A 26156-nucleotide genomic window follows, 5' to 3' on the forward strand; every position below is an offset into this window, starting at 1 on the left:
GCTCGATTTCTACACCCGCTCCTTCTCAGCCTCCAACCGCTGAGCCGGCTCCAGTTGCGGCGCGTCCTCGAGGTCCTCTTCCTCGGCGATGCGCTGCATCTCCGCGCGCAGCAGGCGTTCGGTGGTCTCGCGGGCGTCGCGGGCGGCCAGGATGTAGGTCTCCTCCTCGCCCGCGACCGGCGCGAGCTCGCGGAAGAACTGGTCGTCCTGCTCCCGGAAGACCGCCGCGGCGCGACTGGCCCGCCGCTCGCTGAGGCCGAGCTTCATCAGCGCCTTGCGGCCGAGGTTGAGCGCGCTCTCGAAGGTCTCGCGCTCGACGGTCACGCCGGTGGTCTTCAGGAGCTCATAGGCATGCCGGCGGTCATAGGCCCGGGCGAAGATCGCCAGGTGCGGGAAGGCCTGGCGGGCGGCCTCGACCATCTCGGAGGCCTTTTCCCGGTCGTCGATCGCCACCACCAGCAGCTTGGCCTTCTCGGCGCCGGCGGTGCGCAGGAGGTCGATGCGGCTGGCGTCGCCATAGTGCACCGCCCAGCCGAAGCGGCGGATGATCTCGATCTGCTCGATGGAGCTGTCGAGCAGCACGACCTTGAAGTTGTTGGCCAGCATCAGGCGGGTGGCGATCTGGCCGAAACGCCCGAAGCCCGCGACGATCACGTCCGGGTCGCCCTCGTCGAACGGCAGGCGCTCGGGCTCGGCCCGGTCCTCCGGGCGGTTGACGATCAGCCGCTCATAGGCGGCCGTGGCCAGCGGCGTGGCGGCCATGGACACCGCCACCACGGCGGTCAGCAGCCGGGCCAGCTCGGCGTCCATGACCCGCGCGCCCAGCACGAAGCCCAGCAGCACGAAGGCGAACTCGCCGCCCTGCGCCAGGGCGACGCCGGTGCTCAGCGCCGTGCGGTGGGAGGTGCGGAAGAGCCTGGCCGCGCCGTACATGGCGAGGGTCTTGAGCACCATCAGGCCAATGACCAGGCCCAGGATCAGGAGGACGTGGGCCCGCACCAGGCCGAGGTCGAGCCCCGCGCCGACCGTGATGAAGAAGAGGCCGAGCAGCAGGCCGCGGAACGGCTCGATGTCGGTCTCCAGCTCGCGGCGGAACTCGCTCTCGGCCAGCACCACCCCGGCCAGGAAGGCGCCCAGCGCCGGGGAGAGGCCGACCAGCTCCATCAGCGCGGCGACGGCCACCACCAGCAGCAGGGCCGAGGCGGTGAAGATCTCACGCAGGCGGGCCGCGGCGATGAAGCGGAAAATCGGGCGGGTCAGATAGCGGCCGCCGACCACCACCACGGCCACGGCGGCCATCTGGCCCAGCGCCTCAATCCAGCCGGGAAAGCCCGCCAGCAGGTTCTCGGCGTGGCTCTGCACGGCCGCGACGGTTCCGACCGGCGCCAGCAGCGGCAGCAGGGCGAAGAGCGGGATCACCGCCAGATCCTGGAAGAGCAGGACGCCGAACGAGGCCTCGCCCACCGGCCCCTGGCGAAGGCCCTTTTCCTCCAGGCTCTGCAGGACGATGGCGGTGGACGACATGGCCAGGATCAGGCCGACGGCCGCTCCCACCCGCCAGTCGAGTCCGAAGACGATCGAAGCGCCGGCCACGAGGGCGGCGGTGCCCAGCACCTGGGCTGAGCCCAGGCCGAAGATGGTCGTGCGCATCTTCCAGAGCAGGGCGGGCCTGACCTCCAGGCCGATCAGGAAGAGCAGGATCACCACGCCGAACTCGGCAAAGCGCTGCACCTCGCCCGGCGCGCCGACCAGGTTGAGCAGGAACGGCCCGATCAGCACGCCGGCGATCAGGTACCCCAGCACCGAGCCCAGCCCCAACCGCTTGGCGATCGGGACGGAGATCACGCCGGCGGCCAGGTAGACGAGCGCCTGGGTCAGCAGGGAGTGGCCGTTCATCTCGCCAATGGACGGCGCCTCAGGCGCGCTTGCACGCGATTTTTCTAACGCCCGTGGTTCTCAATTGCTGCGTTGCGGCGTAACAGGGCAGGCATGGCCAGCAAGACAGTGAACGGCGCCCGCGAGGCGCTAGCGGGCGTGCTCTTCGACGGCATGACCATCATGGCAGGCGGCTTCGGCCTCTGCGGCATCCCTGAGAACCTGATCGCGGCGATCCGCGACGCAGGCGTCAAGGACCTGACGGTGGTCTCCAACAACTGCGGGGTCGACGACTTCGGGCTGGGGATCCTGCTGGCCGGCGGCCAGATCAAAAAGATGATCTCCAGCTACGTCGGCGAGAACAAGCTCTTCGCCGAGCTCTACCTCTCTGGAAAGCTGGAGCTGGAGTTCAATCCCCAGGGCACGCTCGCCGAACGGATCCGGGCCGGCGGCGCGGGCATCCCGGCCTTCTTCACCCGGACCGGCGTCGGCACCCTGGTCGCCGAGGGCAAGGAAGTCCGCGAGTTCGACGGCGAGAAATACGTCATGGAGCGCGGCCTGACCGCCGACCTCTCCATCGTCAAGGCCTACCAGGGCGACCACGAGGGCAACCTCGTCTACCGGCGCACGGCGCGTAATTTCAATCCGATGATGGCCACCGCCGCCAAGGTGACGGTCGCCGAGGTTGAGGAGCTGGTCGTGACCGGCCAGCTCGACAAGGACAACATCCACACCCCAGGCATCTATGTGGACCGGCTCTTCAAGGGCGCTCACTTCGAGAAGCGCATCGAACAGGCCACCACCCGCCCGCGTGAAGAGGCGACAGCCTGATGCCCTGGACCCGCGAACAGATCGCCGCCCGCGCCGCCACCGAGCTTCGTGACGGCTTCTATGTGAACCTCGGCATCGGCATCCCGACCCTGGTGGCCAACTACATCCCGACCGGGGTGCATGTAACCCTGCAAAGCGAGAACGGCATGCTGGGCATGGGGCCGTTCCCCTATCCGGACGAGATCGACCCCGACCTGGTCAACGCCGGCAAGCAGACGATCACCGAACTTGCGAGCTCGTCCTATTTCTCCAGCGCCGACAGCTTCGCGATGATCCGCGGCGGCCACATCGACCTGTCGGTGCTGGGCGCCATGCAGGTGGCGGCCAACGGCGACCTGGCCAACTGGATGGTGCCCGGCAAGATGGTCAAGGGCATGGGCGGGGCCATGGACCTGGTGGCGGGCGTCAAGCGCGTCGTTGTGGTCATGGAGCACACCGAGAAGTCGGGCGCGCCCAAGCTGGTCAAGGCCTGCACCCTGCCGCTGACCGGCCAGGGCGTGGTCGACCTGGCGATCACCGAACTGGGCGTCTTCGAGGTCGCTCGCGGCAAAAGCCCGCTGACCCTGCTCGAACTGGCGCCGGGCGTCACCGTCGAGGAGGTCAAGGCCAAGACCGAGGCCCCCTTCGAGGTGAAGCTTCCCGCCTAGGCCAGAGCCGCCGCGGTCCCGCGACGCCGCCGCAGGCCGGCGCCTGCGAACCCGAAGCCCACGATCATCATCGCCCAGCTCGCCGGCTCAGGCACCGCCGACAGGCCGACATGGTCGAGCCCGGCGTAGGCGTCCCCGGTGGTGGCGTTGAAGAACGCGATGTTGGTGGTCGGGCCGGCGGCCGTGAAGCTCCAGCTGAACTCACGCCAGTTCACCGCGTCCAGGGTCAGGTCGCCGTTGGTGAACGGCTGGATCTCCGCGCCGTCGATCCGCAGGTCCACGCTGCTCGCGCCGAGGTAGTTGTCGCCGTTGTCGCGGCCGTCGGCGTTTCCGACCCAGAAGTCGAGCGTGTAGCGCTGGCCCGCCGTGGTGTTCACCGACTGGCTGATCCCAGAGGTCGGCCCGGAGTTTCCGCCGCCGGTGATGTCGAGCGAGGTCTGGCCGGACTGGGCCTCGAAGCTGATGCGGGGCTCGGTGTAGTTGGTGTTGAGCAGCGCCACGGCGTTGTTGGCCGGGCCGGTCACGGTCCAGCCGGTCAGGGCGCCCGAGCCCCCGCCCACGATGATGAATTTGCCGTCGGCCGGGGCCGGCGACTCGAAGTCGCCGTTGACCAACAGATTGGCGGCGGTCGCGACGGGCGCCGAGGCGCAGAGGCAGGCGGCGAGAAAGGTCCCGATCGCAAGGCTATGGAGTTTCATTGCAGTCCCAAGATTGGCGAGCCGCCGGCACGATGCCGGTTTCCGCCTGTCCTGGGATGAGCCGCGGCGCCCGGTTTCCCGCCGCCCGCCGGTCGCCATCGGACGCGGCCTGTAACAATCTGCGTCCTGGCGCCGTATATGTTGCTGACCCTGTCCTCGCCGAGTGAGCCATGAAAACCCGACTGTTCGCGGCCATCGCCGCCTCGACCCTCCTGATCTCCAACGCCGCGCCGGCCGCCGCCGCGCTCAAGACCGCCGTCTTCGCCGGCGGCTGCTTCTGGTCGGCGCAGCACGATATCCAGCACACGCCCGGCGTGAAGGACGTGGTGGTGGGCTATGCCGGCGGAACCGCCAAGAACCCGTCCTACGAGAACCACGAAGGGTTCCTGGAATCGATCAAGGTGACCTACGACCCGGCGCAGGTCAGCTATCCGCAGCTGGTCAACGCCTTCTTCCACCACATCGACCCGACCGATCCCGACGGCCAGATCTGCGACCAGGGCCCGTCCTATCGCACCGCGGTGTTCACGACGGATGCGACGGAGAAGGCCCAGGCCGAGCAGGTGAAGGCCGAGGTGGGCAAGGAGCTGCGCCTGCCGATCAAGACCATGGTCCTGGGGCCCACGACCTTCTGGATGGGCGAGGGCTATCACCAGCATTACGCCGAGAAGAACCCGGCGGCCTACATGGCCTACCGCGTCGGCTGTGGCCGTGACCGCACGCTCAGGGCGGTGTGGGGGAAGGGCTGACGGCGTTCCCCGGGCGCCACTCCGGCGTCGGGTAGCCGGTCAGCGCGTCGCGGGGCCGAGGCTGCAAGCCCTGGCCCACGAAGAGGTCCAGCCGGCGCTGGTGCTTGCGGTCCAGCCAGATGTCGTCGATCTCGGGGCCCAGGACGCGGCTGAAATCGGCGGCCATCTCGGTGTTGAACCAGCTCTCGTAGGCCACCGCCAGGACGCGCCGCCCCGCGGCCGGGGTCAGTGGCGCGCTGGCCTCGGCCTGGTTGCCCGCGACCGTTCCACGCATCCAGATCTTCAGCGGCGGGGCCAGAGGTTCGCGGAAGTAGGCCCGGCCGTAGTAGGCCAGGGAATAGTAGAGGAAGCGGTTGTTGACCGCGATGGCGGTCAGGCCTGCCGGGCTCTCGACCCGGGCGCGGCGAACGATCGCCTCGGTGGTCTGGGTCCAGCCCCGGGCGCGTTTCAGGCTGTTGGAGGCGCCCAGGCCGTCTGCGACGCGCGGCGACAGCACCAGCCCCAGGAAGGCCGCTGCGATCGCGGCTTGGATCGCCAGCGCCGCGATCAGCAGCCGCCTCGCCCGCCAGCGGATCAGCCAGGCCGCCACCAGGACCGCGCCCGGCAGGTAGCTCGCCCCTGACCAGTTGGCGTTGGCGCGGCTGACGAAGGCCTGCACGGCCACCAGCGCGATGGGCGGCAGGGTGAAGCAGAGCAGCAGGACGTCGGCCGGCTCCAGGCGCTTGCGGCGCGTCAGCAGGATCGCGCCGACGATCAGCACGGTGAAGGGAATCGGCCCGAAGATCGCGAACTGGGCGGCCAGGAATTCGCCGAACTCGGCCGGGTTGAACAGGTTGCGGGCGCTCCAGTGGGCATCGGCGGCGGTGTGCTGGATCGTGGCGAATCCGTGGGCGGCGTTCCAGGCGAGGTTCGGTCCGAGCACCAGCAGGAAAGCGCCGATCGCCAGCGTCGCCGCGCCCGCTGACCAGGTTCGGCGAGCGACCGGCGACAGCGCCAGGTGCAGACCGATGCCGATCACGGCGTAGGCCGCGGCGTATTTGCTGAGGAACGCCAGGCCGAGCGCCGCGCCCAGGCCCGCGGCCAGCGCCAGGCGCCGTCCGCCCGAAGCCCCCTGCAGGGCCACATAGGCCATCAGCGTCAGGCCGAGGAAGAACAGCAGCGGCGCGTCGGTGGCCACCACCGTTGCCGAAAGCTGGATCGCCGGGGTCAGGGCATAGAGTGCGCTCGCCGCCAGGGCGGTTCGCGAGCTGTAGAGCCGCCGGGCGATCCAGAACACCGTGAGCGTCGCCCCGGCCTGGAACAGCACGGCCGGTAACCTGACCCACGGCTCGGCGTCGCCGCCAAACGCCGTCGAGGCCCAGATCGCCCAGGCGATGATCGGCGGCTTGGAATAGTAGCCGAAGGCCAAGGTCCTCGACCAAAGCCAGTACTGGGCCTCGTCGGGATAGAGCTCCAGCGGTGTACGGAAGAGCGCGATCAACCGCGCCAGGGTCAGGGCGGCGGTCAGCAGGATCGCGGCGCGGGCGTCGGCGTCCAGATCCTTCGATCGCAGGGCTTCAGACATCTCGGGGTCCAACTTCGCGCGGGACCCTAGCCGCAACCGGGCGCCCGCAGGAAGGCGCCGGCGCCACACTCGCAAGCTTCCGATGCGCGACCCGTTGTCACCGTAGCAAAAGCGTCACCATCGGCTGCCATTTGCACGCTATACGGCTAAAACAAGACAGCGAGGTCGCCTGGGGTGGCGGCTTCGGGGCGTCGACAGAGGGGAAGTACATGCAGTTGAAACTGAATCGCGCGCTGTGCGCGACCACGGCCTTGGCCTCGGGCCTGCTCCTGGCCACCAGCGCCTTCGCGCAATCCACCGCCACCCAGGTGCAGGAAGTCATCGTCACCGGCGCCCGCGGGGCGCCGACCACGGCGGGCCTCGCCCAGCAGGTGCAGGTGGCCAAGGACGAATCCGTCGTCACCCAGGATTTCATCAAGAACCAGGTCGGCAGCTCGAACTTCGCGCAGCTGATCAACCTGCTGCCGGGCGTCAGCTATTCGAGCGAGGACTCCACCGGGATCCTCTCGGGCGACTTCCGGATGCACGGCCTGGACTGTAACCACCTTTCGGTCACCATCGACGGCAGCCCGGTGAACGACACCGGCAACTACGCCTGCTTCCCCGGCGAATATCTGGTCGGCGAACTGACCGACCACATCAAGGTCGACATCGGCGCGACCGACATCGACAGCCCCACGGCCTCGGCCGTCGGCGGCCAGGTCAACATCATCTCCAAGACCCCGCCCGACACCTTCGGCGTGATCGGTTCGATCTCGGGCGGCAGCTACAGCTATCGCCGCCTCTATGCGGAAATCGACACCGGCGCGATCGGCCCCTGGGGCACGCGCGCCTACGCCGCGATCAACGGCGCGGACGTCGACAAGTACAAGGGCGGCGGCGACATCAACCGCAAGGGCTTCGACGCCCGCATCTACCAGCCGCTGAAGGGCAGCGACTTCATCAGCCTGGCCGGCAGCTGGGTGCGCAACCGCCCGTTCTTCTACTTCAGCGCCTCGCGCGCGCAGCTCGCGCAGTTCGGCAACGACTTCGACTACAACACCATGTGGGCCGTCCCGACGATCCGTCCGGGCGTGGCCGACGGCGTCGCCACCCCGCTCTCCGGCGCGGCCGCGGTCGCCGCGGGCCTCCCGGCCTCCTCCGGCCAGGCCGGCAGCGACACCAACTACTGGGCGCTGCACCCGAACCCCGTCGACTTCGCCACGATCCGCGGCTCGTCGAAGTTCACGCTCACCGACAACCTGATCCTGACGGTCGACCCGTCGTTCTTCTACACCATGGCCAACGGCGGCGGCTCGACGGGCATCAGCGAGTGCGACAAGCGCCTCCTGGGCCGGAACTTCGGGACCAGCGCGACCGTCCCGACCGCCTTCTGCCGCGACCTGAACGGCGACGGCGACACGCTCGACACCGTGGCGCTCTACACGCCCAACAACACCAACACCCACCGCTGGGTGCTGACGAGCTCGCTGCTCTGGGACATCAACGCCACGAACCACATCCAGCTCGCCTACACCTACGACTACGGCCACCACCGCCAGTCGGGCGAGTACACCACGGTCAACCCACAGACCGGCGACCCGATGGATCCGATCGGCGGCAAGGACGGCTACGGCAAGCCCATCCTCACGTCCGACGGCAGCATCCTGCGCGGCCGCGACCGCCTGTCGTTCGCCAAGCTGAACCAGGTCGCCGTGAACTACATCGGCTCGTTCATGGACGACAAGATCAAGGTCAACATCGGCGTGCGCGACCCGCACTTCGAACGCGACCTGAACCAGTACTGCTACGGCTTCAACGGCACGACGGTGTTCTGCTCCACGGTGGATCCGACCCTGGTGTCCAACGCCCTGGCGCTCGCCACCGCGACCAAGAACACCAACGCCACCAGCGCGACGGTTCCGGTCAGCCTGAACACCCTGGTGCAGTCGACGGTGACGATCAACGCGCTGAGCCAGACACCGAACTTCCGGATGCCGTTCAGCCAGACCTTCCGATATGACAAGGTCCTGCCGAACGCCGGCATCACCTATCGTCCGGCCGACGCGCACCAGTTCTACGCGAGCTATGCGGAAGGCTTCTCCGCGCCGAAGACCGACGACCTCTACACGAGCTCGCCGGAGAACGTGCAGCCGGAAACCACCAAGACCTACTCGGCCGGCTATCGCTACCAGACGCACATTCTGACGGCGTCGGCCAACCTCTACGACACCCAGTACAAGAACCGGATCGTCCAATCGATCGACCCGAATGACCCGACGCTCTCCATCGACCGCAACGTCGGCGACGTGGACGTCTACGGCTTCGACGGCGAAGTCGGCATCAAGCCCGTGGAGCACCTGTCGCTCTACGCCTCGGCGACGATCCAGAAGAGCGAGATCAAGAGCAACATCGCGATCAGCGTCGGCGGCCAGCCGGGCTTCCTGCCCACCAAGGGCAAGCAGTTCGTGATGACCCCCGAACGTGAGTTCTCCGGCCGTGCGCAGTACGACTGGAACGACTTCACCTTCGGCCTGACGGCGAAGTACATCTCCTCGCGCTTCATCTCGGACATCAACGACGACCGCATCCCGGGCTACGGCAAGTTCGACCTGGACGTGAACTACAAGCTGCCGGAGATGTTCGGCATGAACACCTCGGTGCGGGTCAACGTCGATAACCTGTTCGACCGCAACTACATCAGCCGCTCCTCGACCGTGAACACCACCAAGGCCACGCAAGTGACCCTGGTGAACGGCTCGACGGCGACGTTCAGCCCCGGCACGCCGTTCCTGTCGGTGGGTTCGCCGCGGACGGTCTATGTGACGCTGCGCGGCGAGTTCTAAGCGCGACGCCAGCCTTACGGCTTCGGGAAGGGGCGGTCCGGCGACGGGCCGCCCTTTTTCGTGACCGCTTGACGAGCCGAGCGCTCGCGGCCATCTGCGCCCGTCCACCGTGTTGAGATTGAGATGACCGTCACCGTTCCCGCCGAGTGGGCGCCCCACCGGGCCATGTGGCTGGGCTTTCCCAGCCATGCGGAGCTGTGGGAGGACGACCTCGCCGCCGCCCAGGCCGAGGTCGCCGCGCTTGCCGGGGCCTTGGCCGGGCCGGGCGGAGAGCGCGTGCGGCTGATGACCGGCTCCGCCGAGGGCGCCGCGGACGCTCGCCGACTGCTGGGTGCGCAGGCGGAGGTCGAGATCGTCACCGGGACCTTCGGCGACATCTGGCTCAGGGACACCGGGCCGATCTTCGCCCGGGGGCCGCGGGGGCTGGTCGCCCAGGGGTTCCGCTTCAACGGCTGGGGCGGGAAGTACCAACTGCCGCACGACGACACGGTGGCCGGCCAGATCGCAGCGGAGGCGGGCGTGGCGTTGAACGAATTCGGCTTCATCCTGGAGGGCGGGGCGCTCGATCATGACGGCGAGGGCACCGTGCTGACCACCGGCCAGTGCCTGCTCAACTCCAACCGCAATCCGAGCTGGTCGCAGGCCGCCGCCGAGGCCGCCCTGGCCGACGCCCTGGGCGCCAGGAAGGTGTTGTGGCTGGGCCAGGGCCTGGCCAACGACCACACCGACGGACACGTGGACAACCTGGCGCGCTTCGTGGCGCCGGGGGTGGTCGCCTGTCCGGTGGCCTGGGGGCGGGGCGATCCCAATGCGGCCGCCTATGACGACGCCGCCCAGCGGCTGCTCGGCATGACCGACGCCGCGGGGCGCAAGCTGCAGGTGATGCGGATTCCCTCGCCAGGCTGGATCGATGGGCCCGAGAAGAAAGCCGCTCCCGCCAGCCACATGAATTTCCTGATCGCCAACGGCGCGGTGATCGTGCCCATCTATGCCGAGCAGCCCGGCCGCTTCGCCGTCCAGGCGCTGGAGCACCTGTTCCCCGGCCGCCAGGTGATCGGCCTGCCGTCGACCGCGATCCTCACCGGCGGTGGCTCCTTCCACTGCATCACCCAGCAGGAGCCGGCCTGATGTCCCGCCCAGAGACGCGAAAAGTCACCGTCGCGGCGATCCAGGCGAGCTACGGCCTGGACCTGGGGGCCAATATCGCGCGAACCGCCGAGCTGATCCGCGAGGCGGCCGCTGGCGGCGCGCAGGTGATCCTGCCGCCGGAGCTGTTCCAGGGCCCCTACTTCTGCGTCGCCCAGGAGGAGCGCTGGTTCAAAGAGGCCCATCCGTGGCGGGAGCATCCGTGCGTCACGGCGCTCGCGCCCCTGGCCGCCGAGCTTGGCGTGGTGCTGCCGATCTCGATCTTCGAGCGCGAGGGGCCGCACTATTTCAACAGCCTGGTGATGGCCGACGCCGATGGCAGCCTGCTCGGCGTCTACCGCAAGAGCCATATCCCCGATGGGCCTGGCTATATGGAGAAGTACTACTTCCGCCCCGGCGACACCGGCTTCCGGGTCTGGGACACCCGGTTCGGCCGGCTCGGCGTCGGGATCTGCTGGGACCAGTGGTACCCGGAGGCCGCGCGGGCCATGGCGCTGATGGGCGCCGAGGTGCTGCTCTATCCGACGGCCATCGGCTCGGAGCCGCACGATCCGACGCTGGACACCGCCGCGCCGTGGCGCCGCGCCATGCAGGGTCACGCCGTCTCCAACGTGATCCCGGTCGTCGGCGCCAACCGCACCGGTCTCGAACCCTGGGCGGACTATCCGAACGGCGGGCAGCTGTTCTATGGCTCGAGCTTCATCTCCGACCACCGCGGCGACCTGGTCGCGGCCTTCGGGCGTGAAGACGAGGGCGCGATCCACGCCGAATTCGACCTGGATTTCCTGGCGACGCACCGGGCCGCCTGGGGCTTCTTCCGCGACCGCCGCCCGGACCTCTACGGCGCCCTGACCGAGGGGCGGCCGGCGTGATCGAGACGGAACGGCTGATCCTGCGCCGTTGGCGCGAGGCGGACCAGGAACCCTACGTCGCCATGATGCTCGATCCGCAGGTCAGCGACTGGCTGGGCGGACCGTTCGACCGCGCCGAGGCGCTCGCCCGCATCGCGCGCAACGAAGCTGCGCTGGAGACCCACGGCTACGGGCGCATGGCGATGGCGCGCCGCGCGGACGGCCAGTTCGTCGGCTACTGCGGCTTGATGCCGACGGCGAAAGAGCTTCCCTTCGGCAGCGCCTTCGAGGTCGGCTGGAGCGTGGCCCGCGAGGCCTGGGGCCAGGGCTACGCCGGCGAGGCCGCACGGGCGGCGTTCGCGGACGGCTTCGAGCGGCTTGGGCTGGACGAAATCCTGGCCTTCACCGGCGCGGTGAACTTCCGCTCCCAGGCCGTGGCGCTGAAGCTCGGGATGCGGCGGACGCCGGAGCAGGACTTCGACCATCCGGGGCTGGCCGACGACCATCCGCTCAAGCGCCACATCGTCTTCGTGGCGTCGAAACCCTAGGCCGCGGGGCAGGCCGGCGCGGTTCCATGGGCCTTGGCGATCTCGGCCTGGGCCGCGGCGAAGTCGGCGCGGAACTGAGCATTGGCGTGCTCGCGGGCGACCATGGCCGCGCCCAGCATCCGGCCGGCCTCGACGTCGGACTGGTAGTGGACGCCGCAGATCACCCGGCTGTCGCCGATCTCGCGCCCGGCCTCCAGCAGGCCCGAGGCCTTGGCGGGCGCGAGTTCGCCCAGGACCAAACCCCACGCCCAGCCGGCCATGGCGTGGCCGGACGGGTAGGAGGCGTTGGTCCTCATCCAATCCTCGCGCTTGATGCAGACCGGCAGGTCGTCGCCGATCAGCGGCCGGATGCGGTTGTAGTGCTCCTTGGGCGGCGTCCCGACGGTTCGCGCATCGAGCTCGACCCGTTGCAACAGGTGGTAGGTCCTGGGCAGGGCCGTGGCGTTGATCGGCGCGCCCAGCGCACAGGCGTAGCGCTCCAGGGCCCCGCCATTCCAAAGGTCATTGTCCTTGGTCGCCTGCTTCCAGCGGGCGGTCCCGTCCAGCTTGCGGTTCTCGAGATAGATCGTCCGGTCGGCCTTGCCGCGCGGCGAATCCGGGGCCGGCGGGGGGCCGATCACAGTCTGGCCATCGACGTCGCCCGTCGAAAGGTAGCCGGTGAGCTTGGTCGGCGTCGGCCCGGCGAGCGACGGATCGACCGGCGGACGATGGGCCGGCGCGGCGCCCAGCAGCAGGACGGCCGCGCCGGCGAGGAACAGGGATCGGATCAAGGAAACTCCGTGGACTTCAGGACCGAAGGACCGTCTTGCCGTTCTTGATGACGGTGGCGTTGCGTTCCTTAACGCGGGCTTCGAAGGAGATCACGCTCCCGTCCTTCCAGAGGTCGACGGTGATCGTGTCGCCGGGGAACACCGGGGCGGAGAACCGCGCCTGGTGGCTGAGGATCTGGTCGGGGTCATAGCCGGTGATCGCCTGCAGCACCGCGCGGCAGGTGACGCCATAGGTGCAGAGGCCATGCAGGATCGGCCGCGGGAAGCCGGAGCGCCGGGCGCTTTCGGGATCGGAGTGCAGCGGGTTGCGGTCGCCGTTCAGGCGGTAGAGCAGGGCCTGGTCCTCTCGCGTGGCGATGTCGACCGAGAGGTCGGCCTTGCGCGAGGGAATCTCGTGCGGCTCGGGCTGGCCTTCCGAGGGCCCGCCGAAGCCGCCGTCGCCGCGGGCGAAGGTCGATCCGGTCAGGGTGGCGACCTTCTCGCCTTTCTCGTCGGTCCAGGTCGTTTCGTTGATGATCACCGCACCCTTGTCCTTACCCTTGTCGTAGGCCCCGATGGTGCGGCCCTCGGCGGTGAAGGTTCCCGAGGTCGGCAGGGGCTTGTGCAGCTCCACCTTCTGTTCGCCGTGCACCACCATCAGGAAATTGATCTGGCTCGGACGATGGCCGGGCTTCTGTTCCACCTGGTCGGCGCCGCGGGCGGGACGTCCGCCGGCCGCGGCCAGGACGGTCGCCGCGGTTGGGACGACCTTCAGGCCCTTTTCGTAGACGAAGGCGAGTTCTTCCTCGTTCATCGGGTCGCGGCCGAGGCCCACGCCCAGCGCATAGAGCATCACGTCCTTGTCGCCGTAGGTGAAGGTCCGCGCGGCGGTCTTCTGGTCGAGGATGTCCGGATAAAATATGGGCACGAATGGTCCTCCGAATATGGGCTGGCTCTGGCGGCCGATGGATTATTCCAAGATCAAAGCCCCTCGCCCCGATAGGCGCAAGCGGCCAGGGGCCGCATTTGCGAGCCAAGGCGTGATCGGCTAGAAGCGGCGACTTCCCGCCGGCCGCCCTTCCGCGCCCGCGGTCCTCAAGTCACCGAAGGCGTTTCATGACGACCACCACCACCGTCCAGCAAGGCCAGATCACCGGCAACGTCCTGTTCTATTCCCAGCCGGAGCCGCTCTCGCCGGAACTGCATGGCAAGATGGGCGTCAAGAACATGGACGGCCCGTTCGGCTTCGCGAAGGCCGGCCACGCCATCCCGCTGACGGTGGGCGAGTTCCCTCTGGCCGCGGTGACCGGACCGATCATCTTCGTGGGCGACGACAAGCTGCCGATCGCGGTGATGGGCCTGAACGCCGGGGACAACATGTTCCTGCGCGACGACGGCCTGTTCGAGCCGGGGATCTACATCCCAGCCTACATCCGGCGCTATCCGTTCGTGTTCGCCAACGACGACAACGCCAAGCAGATGGTGCTGTGCGTCGACCGCGCCGCGGAATTCGTCGTCGACAAGGGCTTCGACCAGCCGTTCTTCGAGGCCGATGGCCAGCCCAGCCAGTACACGAAGAACTGCATCGAATTCTGCAACAACTTCGAGATCGAGCGGCAGCGGACGCAGAGCTTCGTTCAGGTGCTGAAGGACCTCGACCTGTTCGAAATGAAGACGGCCAGCTTCACCCCTTCGACCGGCGACGGGGTCATGGGCGAGCCGCAGAAGATCGCGGAATATTTCGGCGTCTCGGAAGAGAAGCTGAACGCCCTGCCGATCGAGAAGCTGGCCGAGATCCGCGCCAACGGCGCGCTCGCCCAGATCTACGCCCACCTGATTTCGCTGGTCGGCTGGGACCGGCTGGTGGCCCTGGCGCTGGCCCGGGCGACCGCCCCGCCGCAAGCGGCCAACGCCTAGCCCCGCCTATCGCGCGAAGACGCTCCGCGTCAGGCAGGAGAAGACCAGGCGGCCGGCTTCGTCGAGCAGGTCATGCTGGGCGATGATGATGCCCTTGCCGTCGCCCACGGGGTCCTTGGCCATGATCGTCATCCGGCCGCGCAGCAGCTCGCCGGCCGGCGGATTGCGCATCCAGCGGAGCGCATCGACCCCCAGGCGCTTGGTCTGCGGCCAGTCGGTGTGGGAGACCGCGTCGAGCTTCGCCCAGATCGCATAGACCATGGCGTCCGGCGCGCCGCGCTCCACCGCCCAGCCGGGGGCGAAGGCGTCGACGAAGGCCTGCAGCGCCGCGGCCTCGACGCCCGTGGCGCCCAGGGACACCACCTGTCCGATCTGGATGTCGTCGAAGAGGGCTGGCACGGCGGGCGGTTCCTTACGGCGTCAGGGAAAGCGATGACGATGATGGCCGTGCGCCGCGGTGCAAGTCGAGCCTTGCGTTGCGTGCGCGGCTTTTGCTTTGAGGCCCGAGGCGCGCCATATAGCGGCCCAGTTCGGCGGGACTTCTAAGAGGCGATGATGCGGTTCCTGGCAGGCGCGCTTCTGGCGCTGGCGATGAGTGTCCCGGCCTTCGCCCAGCCCGCGGCCCAGACCGGTCCCGCGCGGCACGTGACCGCCGACCTGGTCGCCGAACGGCAGGGCATCGCGCCCGGCGAGACGATCCATGTGGCGCTGCGCCAGCAGATCCAGAAGGGCTGGCACACCTATTGGCGCAATTCCGGCGACAGCGGCGAGGCGACGCGGATCAAATGGGACCTGCCGACCGGCTGGCAGGCGGGCGAGTTCACCTGGCCGACGCCGCGGCGGCTGCCGGTCGGGCCGCTGATGAACTACGGCTACGAGGGCGAGGTCCTGCTGCCCATGGCCCTGACCGCGCCGGCCGGCGCCAAGCCTGGCGACAAGGTCACGCTGAAAGCCCAGGCCTCGTTCCTGGTCTGCGCCGAGATCTGCGTGCCCGAGGACGACGCGCTTAGCCTCACCCTGCCGATCACGGCCGCCTCCGCGCCGCGGGATCCGAAGTGGGGCGCTGAGATCGCCAAGACGCTGGCCGCGGCGCCCAGGCCCGCGGGCCTGGCGGCGGTGTTCCAACCGCGCGGCGCGGTCGTGGCCCTGGCCGTCAGCGGCGCAGCGCTGAAGGGCGCCGACCTGGCCGGCGCCTATTTCTTCCCCTTCGACTCCACCGTCATCGACCACGCCAAGCCGCAGACCATCGATCGCGGGCCCGACGGCCTGACGCTGAGCCTTGCGCCCGGCTACGCCTTCCAGGGCGGCAAGGCGCCCGCGGGCTTGGGCGGCGTGCTGGCGGTCGGCGACAAGGCCTATGAGATCGCCGCGACGCCCGGCGCGTCACCCGCGGGCGCCGCCGGCCTCGGACCACCGGTCGCGAAGGGCGCCGGCGGCACGGACCTGGGCCTGGCCGCGGCCGCGCTCTTTGCCCTGCTGGGCGGGCTGATCCTCAACCTGATGCCCTGCGTCTTCCCGATCCTGGCCATGAAGGCCGCGTCCCTGGCCGGCCACGGCGGCGACCAGGCCGAGGCCCGCAGGCAGGGCCTCGCGTTCGGCGTGGGTTCGGTCCTGACCTTCCTGGCGCTGGCGGGGGGGCTGATCGCGCTGAAGGCCGCGGGCTCGGCTGTCGGGTGGGGCTTCCAGCTGCAGTCGCCGCCGGTGGTGGCGGTGCTGGCGCTGCTGATGCTGGCCGTGGCGCTGAACCTCTCGGGCCTGTTCGAGGTCGGGACCTCGCTGCAGGGCGCCGGAACGGGCCTCGCGAGCCGGGGCGGCAGCGTCGGCGCCTTCTTCACCGGCGCCCTGGCCGTGGTGGTCGCCGCGCCCTGCACAGCGCCCTTCATGGGCCCGGCGCTCGGCTGGGCGCTGACCCAGACGCCGGTTGCGGCGCTGACGGTGTTCGCAGCCCTTGGCATAGGCTTCGCCGCGCCCTTCGTGCTGGTGGCCTTCGCGCCCGGACTGCTCTCGCGCCTGCCAAGGCCCGGGGCGTGGATGGAGACCTTCCGCAAGGCGCTGGCTTTCCCGATGTACGGCGCAGCCGCCTGGCTCGCCTGGGTGCTGTCCCAGCAGGCCGGCCCCGAGGACCTCGCCAAGCTGTTCGCCGCCGCCGTGGTCGTGGCGCTGGCGGCCTGGCTCCTGGGTCTCCAGCAGCGCCGCGTGGCGGCCGGCGGCAAGCCGCTGATCCTGGCCCTGGTCGCCTTCATGCTGGCCACGCTCGCGGTGGGCGCCGTCGCCTGGCCGCAGGACAAGGCCGCCGAGCTGCAATCGGAGCCCTATAGTCCCGCCCGCGTCGCCGAGCTGCGCGCCGAGGGCCGGCCGGTGTTCGTGAACTACACGGCGGCCTGGTGCGTCTCCTGCCAGGTCAACGACAAGGTGGCGCTCTCGACCCACGAGGTGGCGTCCGCCTTCGCGCGCCACAAGGTCGCCTATCTGAAGGCCGACTGGACCAAGCGCGACGCGACTATCGCCGCGGAACTGGCCAGCCACGGCCGGGCCGGGGTGCCGCTCTATCTGCTCTATGGAACCGGCGGCGGCGAGGCGGCTATCCTGCCCTCGATCCTGACGCCGGCCATCGTGGTCAAGGCGGTGGAGGCCGCCGACAAGCCTTGAGGACAGAAGGGAGAGCCCGCCGATGACCGCCATCCGTCGCCGCCAGCTGCTCTTCGCCGGCGCCGCGCTCGCCTTCTGTCCGGCGGCGGCCGCGTTGGCCGCCCCCGTTCTGGGCCAGCCCGCGCCGCCCTTCCAGGCCCTGGACGCCGAGGGCCGCCAGCGCTCGCTCGCCGAGTTCGCCGGCAAGACCGTGGTGCTGGAGTGGACGTCGAGCGACTGCCCCTACTGCGGCAAGCACTACGGGTCGGGGAACATGCAGGCGCTGCAGAAGAAGGCGGTGAAGGACGGCGTCGTCTGGCTCACCGTCTCGTCTTCCGCGCCCGACCGCGAAGGCTACTTCACGCCCGCGACCGCCAAGGCCTGGGCCGCCAAGGTCGGCTGGCGGGGCGCAGCGATCCTGCTGGACGGCGATGGCAAGGTCGGCCGCGCCTATGGCGCGCGGGCGACGCCGCATATGTTCGTCATCGATGGGGCGGGACGGGTGGTCTACATGGGCGGCATCGACGACCGGCCCTATGCCGACCCGGCGAGCCTGAAGGGCGCGAAGAACTATGTGACGGCGGCGCTCGCCGACCTGAAGGCTGGACGGCCGGTGGCCACGCCCGTCACCGCGCCCTATGGCTGCAGCGTGCGCTACGGCTCGGCGACCGGCTTTCAATAGGGATGGACCAGCGCTTGTCAGGGATCGAAGCGGCCTGGAGCCGACTTGAGGCGGCGGGCGCGGCCGCTCAGGGCCGCCGCATCGCCAGCCTCTTCGACGCCGAACCGCAGCGCCTGGCGCGGCTGGGAGTCGGCGCCGCGGGCCTCGATCTCGACCTGTCGAAGCAGCCCTGGTCGCGGGCCGACCTGGAGGTCTGCCTGGACCTGGCGCGCGCCGGCGGCGTCGAGGCCGCGCGCGACCGGCAGTTCGCGGGCGAGGCCATGAACGCCTCGGAAGGCCGCGCGGCCCTGCACATGGCGCTCCGTGCGCCCAAGGGCTCGGACTTCCGGGCGCAGGGCGAGCCGGTCTCCGCCGAGGTCGACGCCACGCGGGCCCGGATGGCGACCTTCGCCCAGGCCATCCGGTCCGGCGCGCTGAAGAGTGCCACCGGCCGGCCGTTCCGCGCGGTGCTGCACATCGGCATCGGCGGCTCGGATTTCGGGCCGCGGCTGGTCTGGGAGGCGCTGCGTCCGGTGGCGCCGCAGATCGAGGTGCGGTTCGCGGCCAATGTCGACCCGGCGGAGATGGCGTTCGCGCTGGCCGGCCTCGATCCGGCCCAGACCCTGGTGGTGATCGTCTCCAAGACCTTCACGACCCAGGAGACCATGACCAACGCGGAGGCCGCGCGCGCCTGGCTGCGCGCCGCGCTGGGGCCCAGGGGCGATGCGCATCTGGTGGCGGTTTCGACGGCGCTCGAGCCGGTGGCGGCGTTCGGCGTGCCGGACAACCAGGTGTTCGGGTTCCGCGACTGGGTCGGTGGGCGCTATTCGGTCTGGTCTTCGGTGGGACTGTCCTGCGCGATCGGCCTGGGCCCGGAGGTCTTCGAGCGGCTCTTGGCCGGCGGCGCGGCCATGGACGACCATTTCCGCTCGGCGCCGCTGGACCGGAGCGCGCCGGTGCTGCTGGCGCTCGCCCACATCTTCAACCGCAACGTCCTGGGCCGGCCGGTGCGCGCGGTGGTGCCCTACGCCCAGCGGCTGCACCTCCTGTCGAACTTCCTGCAGCAGCTCGAGATGGAATCGAACGGCAAGCGGGTGACGGCCGACGGCCAGCCGGTCGCGCGCGGCACGGCCGCGGCGGTGTTCGGCGACGCCGGGACCAATGTGCAGCACGCCTTCTTCCAGCTGATGCACCAGGGGACCGAGGTGATTCCTGCGGACATCATCGCGGTGCGCGAGGCCTCCGAGGGCGACCCCGCGGCGCAGACCATCCTGCTCGCCAACGCCATCGCCCAGGCCGAAGCCCTGATGGTCGGCCGCAGCGAGGCCGAGGTGCGCGCCGAGCTGACCGCCAAGGGGCTGCCCGACGCCGAGATCGAGACCCTGGCCCCGCAGCGCACCTTCCCCGGCGACCGGCCCTCGACCTTCATCCTGCTGGACCGGCTGGACCCGGAGCGGCTGGGCGCGCTGTTGGCGCTCTACGAGCACAAGACCTTCGTCGAGGGCGTGCTCTGGGGGATCAACAGCTTCGACCAGTGGGGCGTGGAGCTGGGCAAGAGCCTGGCGACCCGCGTGCTGGGCGAACTGCGGGGTGGCCCGCCCGGTGCGCACGATCCGTCGACGGCGGCGCTGATCGGCAAGCTGAAGACCTGAAGCGATGCTAGCGGACTTCTGGAAGACCTTGCTGGCCGCATCGATCGGCTGAGAGGTCGCCCCAAGCTCCGCGGCTGACTGGATTTGTTCACGATCCTTCGCTACAAGCCCGGCCTCATGAGCGGTTTCGCGCATCACCACGGCCATCACCATCCGACCCTCGCGGGTTCGGACCGGGATCGCTTGGCCTAGACGCGACCCTCTCCGAGCCCCGCTTTCGCGGACGGGGCTCGATGATTTTCCAGCTCCGTCCGTCGCCCCCTTCACCAGGACGCAGACGATGGACACCAAGGCTTCCCCAATCGCTTCCTTGAGCGAGCGCCCGGCAACCGCTAAGCGCGAGCCCATGACCGACACCCCGCGCCCCGAAGCCCGCGCCCCGCGCGGTTTCACCGACCGCAGAGCCCGCGACCTGACCGCCGAGCGGAAGATCCTGGCCGCCGTGGCCGAGGTCTATGAGCGCTACGGCTTCGAGGCGCTGGAGACCGGCGCCTTCGAATATGCCGACGCGCTGGGCAAGTTCCTGCCGGACGCCGACCGGCCGAACGAAGGCGTCTTCGCCCTGCAGGACGATGACGAACAATGGATGGCGCTCAGGTACGACCTGACCGCGCCGCTGGCCCGGTTCGCGGCGCAGAATTGGGAGACCCTGCCCAAGCCGTTCCGCCGCTACGCCTTCGGGCCGGTGTGGCGCAACGAGAAGCCGGGGCCGGGCCGCTATCGCGAGTTCGTGCAGTGCGACGCCGACACGGTGGGCTCCGCACGTCCCGAGGCCGATGCCGAGATCATCGCCATGGCGGTGGCCGGGCTCGAAGCGGCGGGCCTGCCGGCCGGCTCGGCGATCGTGAAAATCAACAACCGCAAACTGCTGAACGGCCTGATGACCGCCGCGGGCGTCACCAGCGAGGGCCAGAAGCTCGTCGTGTTGCGGGCGGTCGACAAGCTCGACCGGCTGGGGCCGGACGGGGTGCGGCTGCTGCTGGGCGAGGGGCGCAAGGACGAGTCCGGCGACTTCACCAAGGGCGCAGGATTGAACGCCGCGGCGGCCGAGCGGGTGCTGGCCTTCACCGCGGCCGGGGCGGGTGACCGGACCGGCACGCTGGACAGGCTGGCCAATGTGGTCGGCGGCTCGGCCGAGGGCGACGAGGGCTTGGCGGAACTGGCGGCCATCGACCGGGCCCTGACCGGGCTCGGCGTCGGGGCCGAGCGCGCGGCCTTCGATCCCTCGGTGGTCCGTGGACTGGAATATTACACGGGCGCGGTGTTCGAGGCTGAGCTGCTTCTTCAGACCACGGACGAAAAGGGCCAGCCCATGCGGTTCGGCTCGATCGGCGGCGGCGGGCGCTACGACGACCTGGTGGCGCGGTTCACCGGCGAGCGGACGCCGGCCACCGGCTTCTCCTTCGGGGTGACCCGGCTGGCCGCGGCGCTGAAGGCGGCGGGACGCGACCTGGCCGCCGACGCACGTGGGCCGGTGGTGGTGCTGGTGCTCGATCAGGAGCGGATGGCCGACTACATGGCCGTGGCGGGCGAACTGCGCGCCGCGGGGATCGCCGCGGAAGTCTATCTCGGGACCTCCGGCATGCGGCCGCAGATGAAGTATGCCGACCGCCGGCTCTCGCCCGCGGCGGTGATCATCGGCGGCGACGAGTTTGCCGCAGGCACGGTGACGCTGAAGGACCTCGACCTGGGCCGCGAGCTCGCCTCCGGCGTCACGGACAACGCTGCCTGGCGCGCCGAACGTCCGGGCCAGATGACCGTGCCGCGCACAGACTTGGTGGCTGCGGTGAGGAAGATCGTCGAGGCGCAGCCGTGAGGGTCGAGCCGCCGGTTCCGGCCGAGGCCCTGTCCGCGATCCGCGTCGCCCTGGCCGCAGCGGGCGCGACGCCGGTCGACGCCCCGATCCTGCAGCCGCTGAACCTGCTCCTGGACCTGGCCGGGGAGGCGATGCGCGCCCGGCTCTTCGTGGTGCAGGCCGAGGGCGGCGAGGAAGCGTGCCTGCGGCCCGACTTCACGGTGGCCGTCGCCCGCCAGCACGTCGACAGCGGCGCCAAGGCGGGCCGCTATTTCTACGAAGGACCGGCCTTCCGCTCGGCGCCGGAGGGCGAGCGGCCGGAGGAGTTCGTACAGCTGGGCGTCGAGCTGTTCGCGCCCGGCGGCGGGGCGACGGTCGAGGCCGACGCCGAGATCGCCGGCCTCGCCTGGCGGGCGGCCGTGGCGGGCGGACGCGGCGACCTGACCCTCTGGCTCGGCGACGTCGGGCTGTTTTCGACCTTCATCGAGTCCCTGTCGCTGCCCGCGGCTCTGGCCGCGCGGCTGAAGCGCGTCGCCGGGCGGCCGCGGCTGTTGAACGCCGAGTTGCTGCGGGCGGGCGAGGCCGCGTCTCCGGCGGCCGGCGGCCAGCTCGCGGCGATGCTCTCCGGCCTCGGCGAGGCCCAGGCCGCGGCCCTGCTGGAAGAGGTCTGGGCGCTGGCCGGCGTCGAGCCGGTCGGCGGGCGCGGTCCGGGCGAGATCGCCCACCGGCTGGTGCGCCGGACCGAAGCGGCCTCGGCCCCCGCGCTGACCCAGGCCCAGGCGCTGGCGATCCGCGCCTTCATGGGCATCTCGGAGGCCCCGGTGGCGGGCCTGAAGCAGGTTCGAGCCCTGGCCGGCAAGGCCAAGGGCCTCGATGCCGCGCTCGCCGACTGGGAGGCGCGGCTGGCCGGGCTCGTGGATGTGCCGGCCGATCGGATGCGGTTCGCCCCGGCGCTCGGCCACGCCTTCGACTACTATGACGGCCTCACCTTCGAAGTGCGCAGCGCGGCGCTCGGCGACGATCGGCCGGTGGCGTCCGGCGGCCGCTATGACGGCCTCTTGGCCCGGCTCGGGGGATCGCGGGCGACGCGCGCGGTCGGCTGTGTCGTCAGGCCCTGGCGCGCGTTTTCGGGAGGCGAGGCATGAGCGAGCCCCTGATCATCGCCGTCCCCTCCAAGGGCCGGCTGAAGGAGCAGGTCGACGAATGGCTCGCCGACTGCGGCCTCGACCTGGCGGTGAGCGGCGGGGCGCGCGGCTATCTCGCGAGCCTCAAGGGACTGCCGGGCGCGCAGGTGCGCCTCTTGTCCGCCAGCGACATCGCCGATGCGCTGGGCGCGGGCGAAGCGCACTTCGGGATCACCGGCGAGGATCTGCTGCGCGAGCGGGGCGACCTGGAGAGCCGGGTGCTTCTGCTGCGGGCGCTGGGCTTCGGCCGCGCCGACCTCGTCGTCGCCGCGCCCAAGAGCTGGCTCGACGTCGACACCATGGCCGACCTGGAGGAGGTGGCGCACGACTATCTGGCGCGCACCGGACGGCGCATGCGGGTGGCGACCAAATACCTTGTCCAGACCCGGAGCTTCTTCGCCCGCCACGGGGTAGTCGATTACCGGATCACCGAATCAGGCGGGGCGACCGAGGGCGCGCCGGCGGCCGGCGCCGCGGAGCTGGTGGTGGATATCACCACCACAGGGGCGACCCTGGCGGCCAACGGCCTGAAGGTGTTGTCCGACGGGCTCATCCTGAAGAGCCAGGCCCAGCTCACCGCGAGCCTGAAGGCCGTCTGGAGCGCCGACCAGCTGGCGACGGCCGAACGTCTGCTGCGGGCGGTGGAGGCCCGGGCCTCGGCCCTGGCCAGCGCGACCCTCGTCTGGCCAGCGACCGGCAATGGCGCGGAAACCAGGGTCGTGGACCGCTTGACGGCCGCCGGCGCCTCGCGGCGTCCCAACGGCCTCCTGATCGAGGCCGGCCGGGCCGCCGAGGCCGCCGCCGCCCTGACCGCGGCCGGACTGGGCCCGGTGACTGTGTCGCGGCCCGACTTTGTCTTCGAGGTCGAATGCCCGCCTTTCTCAACCTTGAAACAACAGGTTCTTTGACGGTGGCGTCAAAAGACGGCGGATAATTCCCCCGGTTCGGGAAAAACTCACCATCTCGTGCGTCGTCAGGCCCTGCATGCCGTTGACTCAGGCAGGAAATTGCCGTTCCTTCCCAACGCGAGAGACACGAAGGCGCAAGACCTTGGATCTCCGGCGTTTCGGGGAGGAAACGCCCGCTCTATCAGAGCGACTGCTCAAATAAGGCCCGCTGCGATTATCCCCCGCAGCGGGCCAAATTTTTGCTCTCAAGCCAGTTTTGACGGAATCGTCAAAATCTCACCAGATCCGGACCCGCTGCTCCGGAGCGACGTACATGCTGTCGCCCGCCTTCAGGCCGAAGGCCGTATAGAAGGCGTCGATGTTGCGCATCGGCACGTCGACCCGCGCCCGCTCCGGCGAATGGGGGTCGGAGACCAGCTGGCGGCGCATGGCGTCGTCCCGCGTGCGGGCGCGCCAGACCTGGGCCCAGCCCATGAACACCCGCTGGTCGCCGGTCAGGCCGTCGACGATCGGCGCCGGCTGTCCGTGCAAGGAGGTGTGGTAGGCGTCGAGCGCCAGCAGCAGGCCGCCCAGGTCGGCGATGTTCTCGCCCATGGTCAGGTCGCCGTTGATCTTGGCGCCCGGCAGCACCTCGAAGGCGGCGTATTGCTTGCCGAGCTTGACCGCCTCGGCCTGGAATTTGGCGGCGTCTTCCGCTGTCCACCAGTCGGTGAGTCGGCCCGAGGCGTCGTAGCGGCGCCCTGAGTCGTCGAAGCCGTGGGTCAGCTCGTGGCCGATCACCGCGCCGACGCCCCCATAGTTGACCGCCATGTCGCCGGCCGGATCGAAGAACGGCGGCTGCAGGATGGCCGCGGGGAAGACGATCTCGTTGCCGACGGGATTGTAGTAGGCGTTGATGGTCGGCGGCGTCATGCCCCACTCGGACTTGTCCACCGGCCCGGCGAGCCGTCCGACCCGGAAGTTCCAGTCGAAGTCGATCGACCGCTTCACGTCGCCGTAGAGGTCGGCGTCCTTGATCTCCAGGCCGGAGTAGTCGCGCCACTTGTCGGGGTAGGCGATCTTCACGCTGACGGCCGCCAGTTTCTCCTGGGCCTTGGCCTTGGTCGCCGGGCTCATCCAGTCGAGCTTTTCGATGCGACCCTTCATGGCGGTGCGGATGTCGCCGACCAGGGCCACCATCTTGGCCTTGCTCTCGGCCGGGAAGTAGGCCTGGACATAGATCTTGCCGAGCGCCTCGCCGACCTGGCCGTCGACCAGCACCACGCCGCGCTTCCAGCGGGGCTGCTGGGCTTTGGTGCCGTTGAGGACGGCGCTGCGGAAGTCGTAGTGCGCCTGGTCGAAGGTCTTTGAGAGATAGGGCGCGGCCTGGTCGGCGAGGGTGAAGGCCTGCCAGGCCTTCAGGGTCTCGATCGGCGTCTTGGCGAAGATCGCCGCGATCTTCGGGAAGGCGGTCTTTTCCTGCACCACCACCTGGTCGGCCTTGGTCAGGCCGGCGCCGGCCATGAACGCGGCCCAGTCGAAGCCAGGCGCCAGCTCACCGACCTTGGCGGCGGGGTAGGGGTTGTACATGGCGTTGTCGTCGCGCTGTTCGGCCGGCGACCAGGAGACCTTGGCGATCTCGGTCTCCATGGCGACGATCGCCTTGGCGTTGACCGCGGGCCGCGGCCAGCCGGCCAGCGTCAAGACCCTGGCGACATAGGTTTCGTACTTGGCCTTCTGCGGCACGAAGCTGGCCTCGAGGTAGTAGTCCCGGTCGGGAAGGCCGAGCCCCGCCTGGCCGAGGTAGACGATGTAGTGGTCGGGATCCTTGGCGTTGGCCTGCACTTGGGCCGAGAAGACGCTGCCGCCGAAGGCATGGACCGAGACGCCCATGCCCCGGGCGATGTCGGCGCGGGTCTTCTCGGCGCGGATCGCGGCGAGGTCCTTGGCCATCGGCGCCTTGCCGAGTTTCTCGACCTTGGCCTCATCCATGAAGGCCCGGTAGAGGCTGCCAACCTGGCCCCGCTCGCCGGTCGCGGCCTTGTCGGCGGCCGCCTTGTCGACCACCGCGTGCATGCGGGCCTGCGAGAGCTCGTTCAGGCTGTCGAAGGCTCCGTAGCGCGAGCGGTCGGCGGGGATGTCGAGCGTCTTGAGGTAGCCGCCGTTGGCGTATTGGTAGAAGTCCTGCGCCGGCGTGGTCGCCGCGTCGCGGCCGGAGAGGTCGAAGCCCCAGGTCCCCATGCGGGGCGCCTTGGATAGGTCGGGTACGGCGGCGGGTGCGACGGCCGCGGCCTTGGGCTGCGCGGCCTTGGGTTGCGCAGGTGCGGGACCGGCGCCCAGGAGGGCGGCCACCGCGGCGGCGCCCAGCCAATAGGTCTTCATCTTGGGAAGCTTTCGAAAGGTTGAGGTGGCGAGACCATGCGCCGTGCGGGCGGCCTCCGGGTGTTACATTTTCGTCAGAAACCGCGACCGATTGTGACGTCTCAGGGCTTCATCGCGCCCATGGCGGGCGGGCCCAGGCCGGAGCTCACCGCGAAGGCGACCTTGATCCTGGCCCCGCTCGCGAAGCTGAGCGTCGCCGGGATCTGGTCGCCGGCCTTCAGCGTCCGGGTCAGTCCGATCAGCATGAGGTGATAGGCGCCGGGACCGAAGGTGGTCCGGCCGCCGGCCGGGACCGCGACCTTGACCTCCGTCTTCATCGACATCACGCCGCCCGCCATGGACGTCGAGTGCATTTCGATGCGGGCCGCCAGCGGGCTTTCGACCTTCTCCAGGAGGTCGGGCGTGCGCCCGTGGTTGGCGAGCACCATGTAGCCGACGCCGTTGGTCCCCGCGACCGCCGGCCGGCTCCAGGGCTGCAGCACCTCCAGGGTCCCGGCGGCGGGAGCGGCGGCGGCCGGCAGGGCGAAGGCCGCGGCGGCCACGATGATGGGGAAGGGTCTCATCGGA

General features: G+C 69.9%; 21 protein-coding genes and 1 pseudogene. 14 read left to right on the forward strand and 8 right to left on the reverse strand.

Annotated elements, in window-relative coordinates:
* Nucleotides 1-9: 9 nt before the first annotated feature.
* A complete protein-coding gene (locus tag ACESMY_RS03240; RefSeq protein ID WP_372782101.1) occupies nt 10-1896 on the reverse strand; it encodes a monovalent cation:proton antiporter-2 (CPA2) family protein in 1887 nt (628 codons plus the stop codon).
* A 93-nt stretch (nt 1897-1989) separates the two neighbouring features.
* Between ACESMY_RS03240 and ACESMY_RS03245 the strand changes: the two genes are divergently transcribed.
* Together ACESMY_RS03245 and ACESMY_RS03250 are read left to right on the forward strand one after the other, a co-directional pair.
* Nucleotides 1990-2706: a CoA transferase subunit A gene (locus ACESMY_RS03245; RefSeq protein WP_372782103.1), complete on the forward strand. Its 717-nt coding sequence runs from the start codon at nt 1990-1992 to the stop codon at nt 2704-2706.
* Complete coding sequence (locus ACESMY_RS03250) at nt 2706-3353, forward strand: 3-oxoacid CoA-transferase subunit B (protein ID WP_372782105.1); 648 nt, start codon at nt 2706-2708, stop codon at nt 3351-3353. Before ACESMY_RS03245 ends, ACESMY_RS03250 begins: the two co-directional genes overlap by 1 nt.
* On the opposite strand, the pseudogene ACESMY_RS03255 reads toward ACESMY_RS03250, so the two are convergent.
* A pseudogene (locus ACESMY_RS03255) lies at nt 3350-3964 on the reverse strand (PEPxxWA-CTERM sorting domain-containing protein); the annotation flags it as partial. The gene ACESMY_RS03250 and the pseudogene ACESMY_RS03255 overlap by 4 nt on opposite strands.
* 257 nt (nt 3965-4221) lie before the next feature.
* On the opposite strand from ACESMY_RS03255, the gene msrA reads away from it, so the two are divergent.
* A complete protein-coding gene (gene msrA, locus ACESMY_RS03260; RefSeq protein WP_372782107.1) occupies nt 4222-4800 on the forward strand; it encodes a peptide-methionine (S)-S-oxide reductase MsrA in 579 nt (192 codons plus the stop codon).
* On the opposite strand, the gene ACESMY_RS03265 is transcribed toward msrA, so the two are convergent.
* Nucleotides 4775-6364 (reverse strand): ArnT family glycosyltransferase, encoded by a 1590-nt coding sequence (locus ACESMY_RS03265; RefSeq protein WP_372782109.1) that lies wholly within the window; start codon nt 6362-6364, stop codon nt 4775-4777. The two genes, msrA and ACESMY_RS03265, sit on opposite strands and share 26 nt — an antisense overlap.
* A 209-nt stretch (nt 6365-6573) precedes the next feature.
* Between ACESMY_RS03265 and ACESMY_RS03270 the strand changes: the two genes are divergently transcribed.
* The 4 genes from ACESMY_RS03270 (at nt 6574) to ACESMY_RS03285 (ending at nt 11734) form a co-directional block, all read left to right on the forward strand.
* Nucleotides 6574-9189, forward strand: a complete 2616-nt coding sequence (locus ACESMY_RS03270; RefSeq protein WP_372782111.1) for a TonB-dependent receptor — start codon at nt 6574-6576, stop codon at nt 9187-9189.
* 123 nt (nt 9190-9312) lie between these two features.
* Nucleotides 9313-10317: an agmatine deiminase family protein gene (locus ACESMY_RS03275; RefSeq protein WP_372782113.1), complete on the forward strand. Its 1005-nt coding sequence runs from the start codon at nt 9313-9315 to the stop codon at nt 10315-10317.
* A complete protein-coding gene (gene aguB, locus ACESMY_RS03280) occupies nt 10317-11207 on the forward strand; it encodes an N-carbamoylputrescine amidase (protein ID WP_372782115.1) in 891 nt (296 codons plus the stop codon). The genes ACESMY_RS03275 and aguB overlap by 1 nt, the downstream gene beginning before the upstream one ends.
* Nucleotides 11204-11734 (forward strand): GNAT family N-acetyltransferase, encoded by a 531-nt coding sequence (locus ACESMY_RS03285; protein WP_372782117.1) that lies wholly within the window; start codon nt 11204-11206, stop codon nt 11732-11734. The genes aguB and ACESMY_RS03285 overlap by 4 nt, the downstream gene beginning before the upstream one ends.
* On the opposite strand, the gene ACESMY_RS03290 is transcribed toward ACESMY_RS03285, so the two are convergent.
* Nucleotides 11731-12504 (reverse strand): phosphatase PAP2 family protein, encoded by a 774-nt coding sequence (locus tag ACESMY_RS03290; RefSeq protein ID WP_372782119.1) that lies wholly within the window; start codon nt 12502-12504, stop codon nt 11731-11733. The genes ACESMY_RS03285 and ACESMY_RS03290 overlap by 4 nt on opposite strands.
* Nucleotides 12505-12520: 16 nt before the next feature.
* A complete protein-coding gene (locus ACESMY_RS03295; RefSeq protein WP_372782121.1) occupies nt 12521-13411 on the reverse strand; it encodes a MaoC/PaaZ C-terminal domain-containing protein in 891 nt (296 codons plus the stop codon).
* Nucleotides 13412-13599: 188 nt separating this feature from the next.
* Here ACESMY_RS03295 and ACESMY_RS03300 point away from each other — a divergent pair, with 188 nt between their 5' ends.
* Nucleotides 13600-14400: a SapC family protein gene (locus ACESMY_RS03300; RefSeq protein WP_372782123.1), complete on the forward strand. Its 801-nt coding sequence runs from the start codon at nt 13600-13602 to the stop codon at nt 14398-14400.
* Between the two features lie 6 nt (nt 14401-14406).
* Here the strand turns inward: ACESMY_RS03300 and ACESMY_RS03305 are convergent, their stop codons facing one another.
* Entirely contained in the window at nt 14407-14799 is a 393-nt protein-coding gene (locus ACESMY_RS03305; RefSeq protein ID WP_372782125.1) for an acyl dehydratase, read from the reverse strand.
* 156 nt (nt 14800-14955) lie between these two features.
* Here ACESMY_RS03305 and ACESMY_RS03310 point away from each other — a divergent pair, with 156 nt between their 5' ends.
* The 6 genes from ACESMY_RS03310 (at nt 14956) to hisG (ending at nt 23228) form a co-directional block, all read left to right on the forward strand.
* Nucleotides 14956-17049: a protein-disulfide reductase DsbD family protein gene (locus tag ACESMY_RS03310; RefSeq protein ID WP_372782126.1), complete on the forward strand. Its 2094-nt coding sequence runs from the start codon at nt 14956-14958 to the stop codon at nt 17047-17049.
* Nucleotides 17050-17071: 22 nt separating this feature from the next.
* The gene (locus tag ACESMY_RS03315; RefSeq protein WP_372782128.1) at nt 17072-17710 is read left to right on the forward strand and encodes a thioredoxin family protein; all 639 of its coding nucleotides are present in this window, start codon (nt 17072-17074) and stop codon (nt 17708-17710) included.
* Between the two features lie 14 nt (nt 17711-17724).
* Nucleotides 17725-19341 (forward strand): glucose-6-phosphate isomerase, encoded by a 1617-nt coding sequence (gene pgi / locus ACESMY_RS03320; RefSeq protein WP_372782130.1) that lies wholly within the window; start codon nt 17725-17727, stop codon nt 19339-19341.
* A gap of 346 nt (nt 19342-19687) precedes the next feature.
* Nucleotides 19688-21157: a histidine--tRNA ligase gene (gene hisS / locus ACESMY_RS03325; RefSeq protein WP_372782132.1), complete on the forward strand. Its 1470-nt coding sequence runs from the start codon at nt 19688-19690 to the stop codon at nt 21155-21157.
* Nucleotides 21154-22281, forward strand: coding sequence for an ATP phosphoribosyltransferase regulatory subunit (locus ACESMY_RS03330; RefSeq protein WP_372782134.1), 1128 nt, complete (start codon nt 21154-21156; stop codon nt 22279-22281). Before hisS ends, ACESMY_RS03330 begins: the two co-directional genes overlap by 4 nt.
* Nucleotides 22278-23228, forward strand: a complete 951-nt coding sequence (gene hisG / locus ACESMY_RS03335) for an ATP phosphoribosyltransferase (protein ID WP_372782136.1) — start codon at nt 22278-22280, stop codon at nt 23226-23228. Before ACESMY_RS03330 ends, hisG begins: the two co-directional genes overlap by 4 nt.
* A 276-nt stretch (nt 23229-23504) precedes the next feature.
* Here the strand turns inward: hisG and ACESMY_RS03340 are convergent, their stop codons facing one another.
* Both ACESMY_RS03340 and ACESMY_RS03345 read right to left on the reverse strand, forming a co-directional pair.
* Nucleotides 23505-25589, reverse strand: a complete 2085-nt coding sequence (locus tag ACESMY_RS03340) for a M13 family metallopeptidase (RefSeq protein ID WP_372782138.1) — start codon at nt 25587-25589, stop codon at nt 23505-23507.
* Between the two features lie 101 nt (nt 25590-25690).
* Nucleotides 25691-26152 (reverse strand): copper chaperone PCu(A)C, encoded by a 462-nt coding sequence (locus ACESMY_RS03345; protein WP_372782140.1) that lies wholly within the window; start codon nt 26150-26152, stop codon nt 25691-25693.
* Between the last annotated feature and the right edge of the window lie 4 nt (nt 26153-26156).

The organism is Phenylobacterium sp., assembly GCF_041691455.1.
Classification (GTDB): domain Bacteria; phylum Pseudomonadota; class Alphaproteobacteria; order Caulobacterales; family Caulobacteraceae; genus Phenylobacterium.

What these genes read in the sequence shown, in the direction of transcription:
- ACESMY_RS03275 (WP_372782113.1), top strand. Translation starts at nt 9,313, where the DNA reads ATGACCGTCACCGTTCCCGCCGAGTGGGCGCCCCACCGGGCCATGTGG.
- ACESMY_RS03240 (WP_372782101.1), bottom strand. Translation starts at nt 1,896, where the DNA reads ATGAACGGCCACTCCCTGCTGACCCAGGCGCTCGTCTACCTGGCCGCC.
- ACESMY_RS03265 (WP_372782109.1), bottom strand. Translation starts at nt 6,364, where the DNA reads ATGTCTGAAGCCCTGCGATCGAAGGATCTGGACGCCGACGCCCGCGCC.
- aguB (WP_372782115.1), top strand. Translation starts at nt 10,317, where the DNA reads ATGTCCCGCCCAGAGACGCGAAAAGTCACCGTCGCGGCGATCCAGGCG.
- ACESMY_RS03315 (WP_372782128.1), top strand. Translation starts at nt 17,072, where the DNA reads ATGACCGCCATCCGTCGCCGCCAGCTGCTCTTCGCCGGCGCCGCGCTC.
- ACESMY_RS03250 (WP_372782105.1), top strand. Translation starts at nt 2,706, where the DNA reads ATGCCCTGGACCCGCGAACAGATCGCCGCCCGCGCCGCCACCGAGCTT.
- ACESMY_RS03340 (WP_372782138.1), bottom strand. Translation starts at nt 25,589, where the DNA reads ATGAAGACCTATTGGCTGGGCGCCGCCGCGGTGGCCGCCCTCCTGGGC.
- ACESMY_RS03245 (WP_372782103.1), top strand. Translation starts at nt 1,990, where the DNA reads ATGGCCAGCAAGACAGTGAACGGCGCCCGCGAGGCGCTAGCGGGCGTG.
- ACESMY_RS03270 (WP_372782111.1), top strand. Translation starts at nt 6,574, where the DNA reads ATGCAGTTGAAACTGAATCGCGCGCTGTGCGCGACCACGGCCTTGGCC.
- hisG (WP_372782136.1), top strand. Translation starts at nt 22,278, where the DNA reads ATGAGCGAGCCCCTGATCATCGCCGTCCCCTCCAAGGGCCGGCTGAAG.
- ACESMY_RS03300 (WP_372782123.1), top strand. Translation starts at nt 13,600, where the DNA reads ATGACGACCACCACCACCGTCCAGCAAGGCCAGATCACCGGCAACGTC.
- ACESMY_RS03310 (WP_372782126.1), top strand. Translation starts at nt 14,956, where the DNA reads ATGCGGTTCCTGGCAGGCGCGCTTCTGGCGCTGGCGATGAGTGTCCCG.
- msrA (WP_372782107.1), top strand. Translation starts at nt 4,222, where the DNA reads ATGAAAACCCGACTGTTCGCGGCCATCGCCGCCTCGACCCTCCTGATC.
- hisS (WP_372782132.1), top strand. Translation starts at nt 19,688, where the DNA reads ATGACCGACACCCCGCGCCCCGAAGCCCGCGCCCCGCGCGGTTTCACC.
- ACESMY_RS03345 (WP_372782140.1), bottom strand. Translation starts at nt 26,152, where the DNA reads ATGAGACCCTTCCCCATCATCGTGGCCGCCGCGGCCTTCGCCCTGCCG.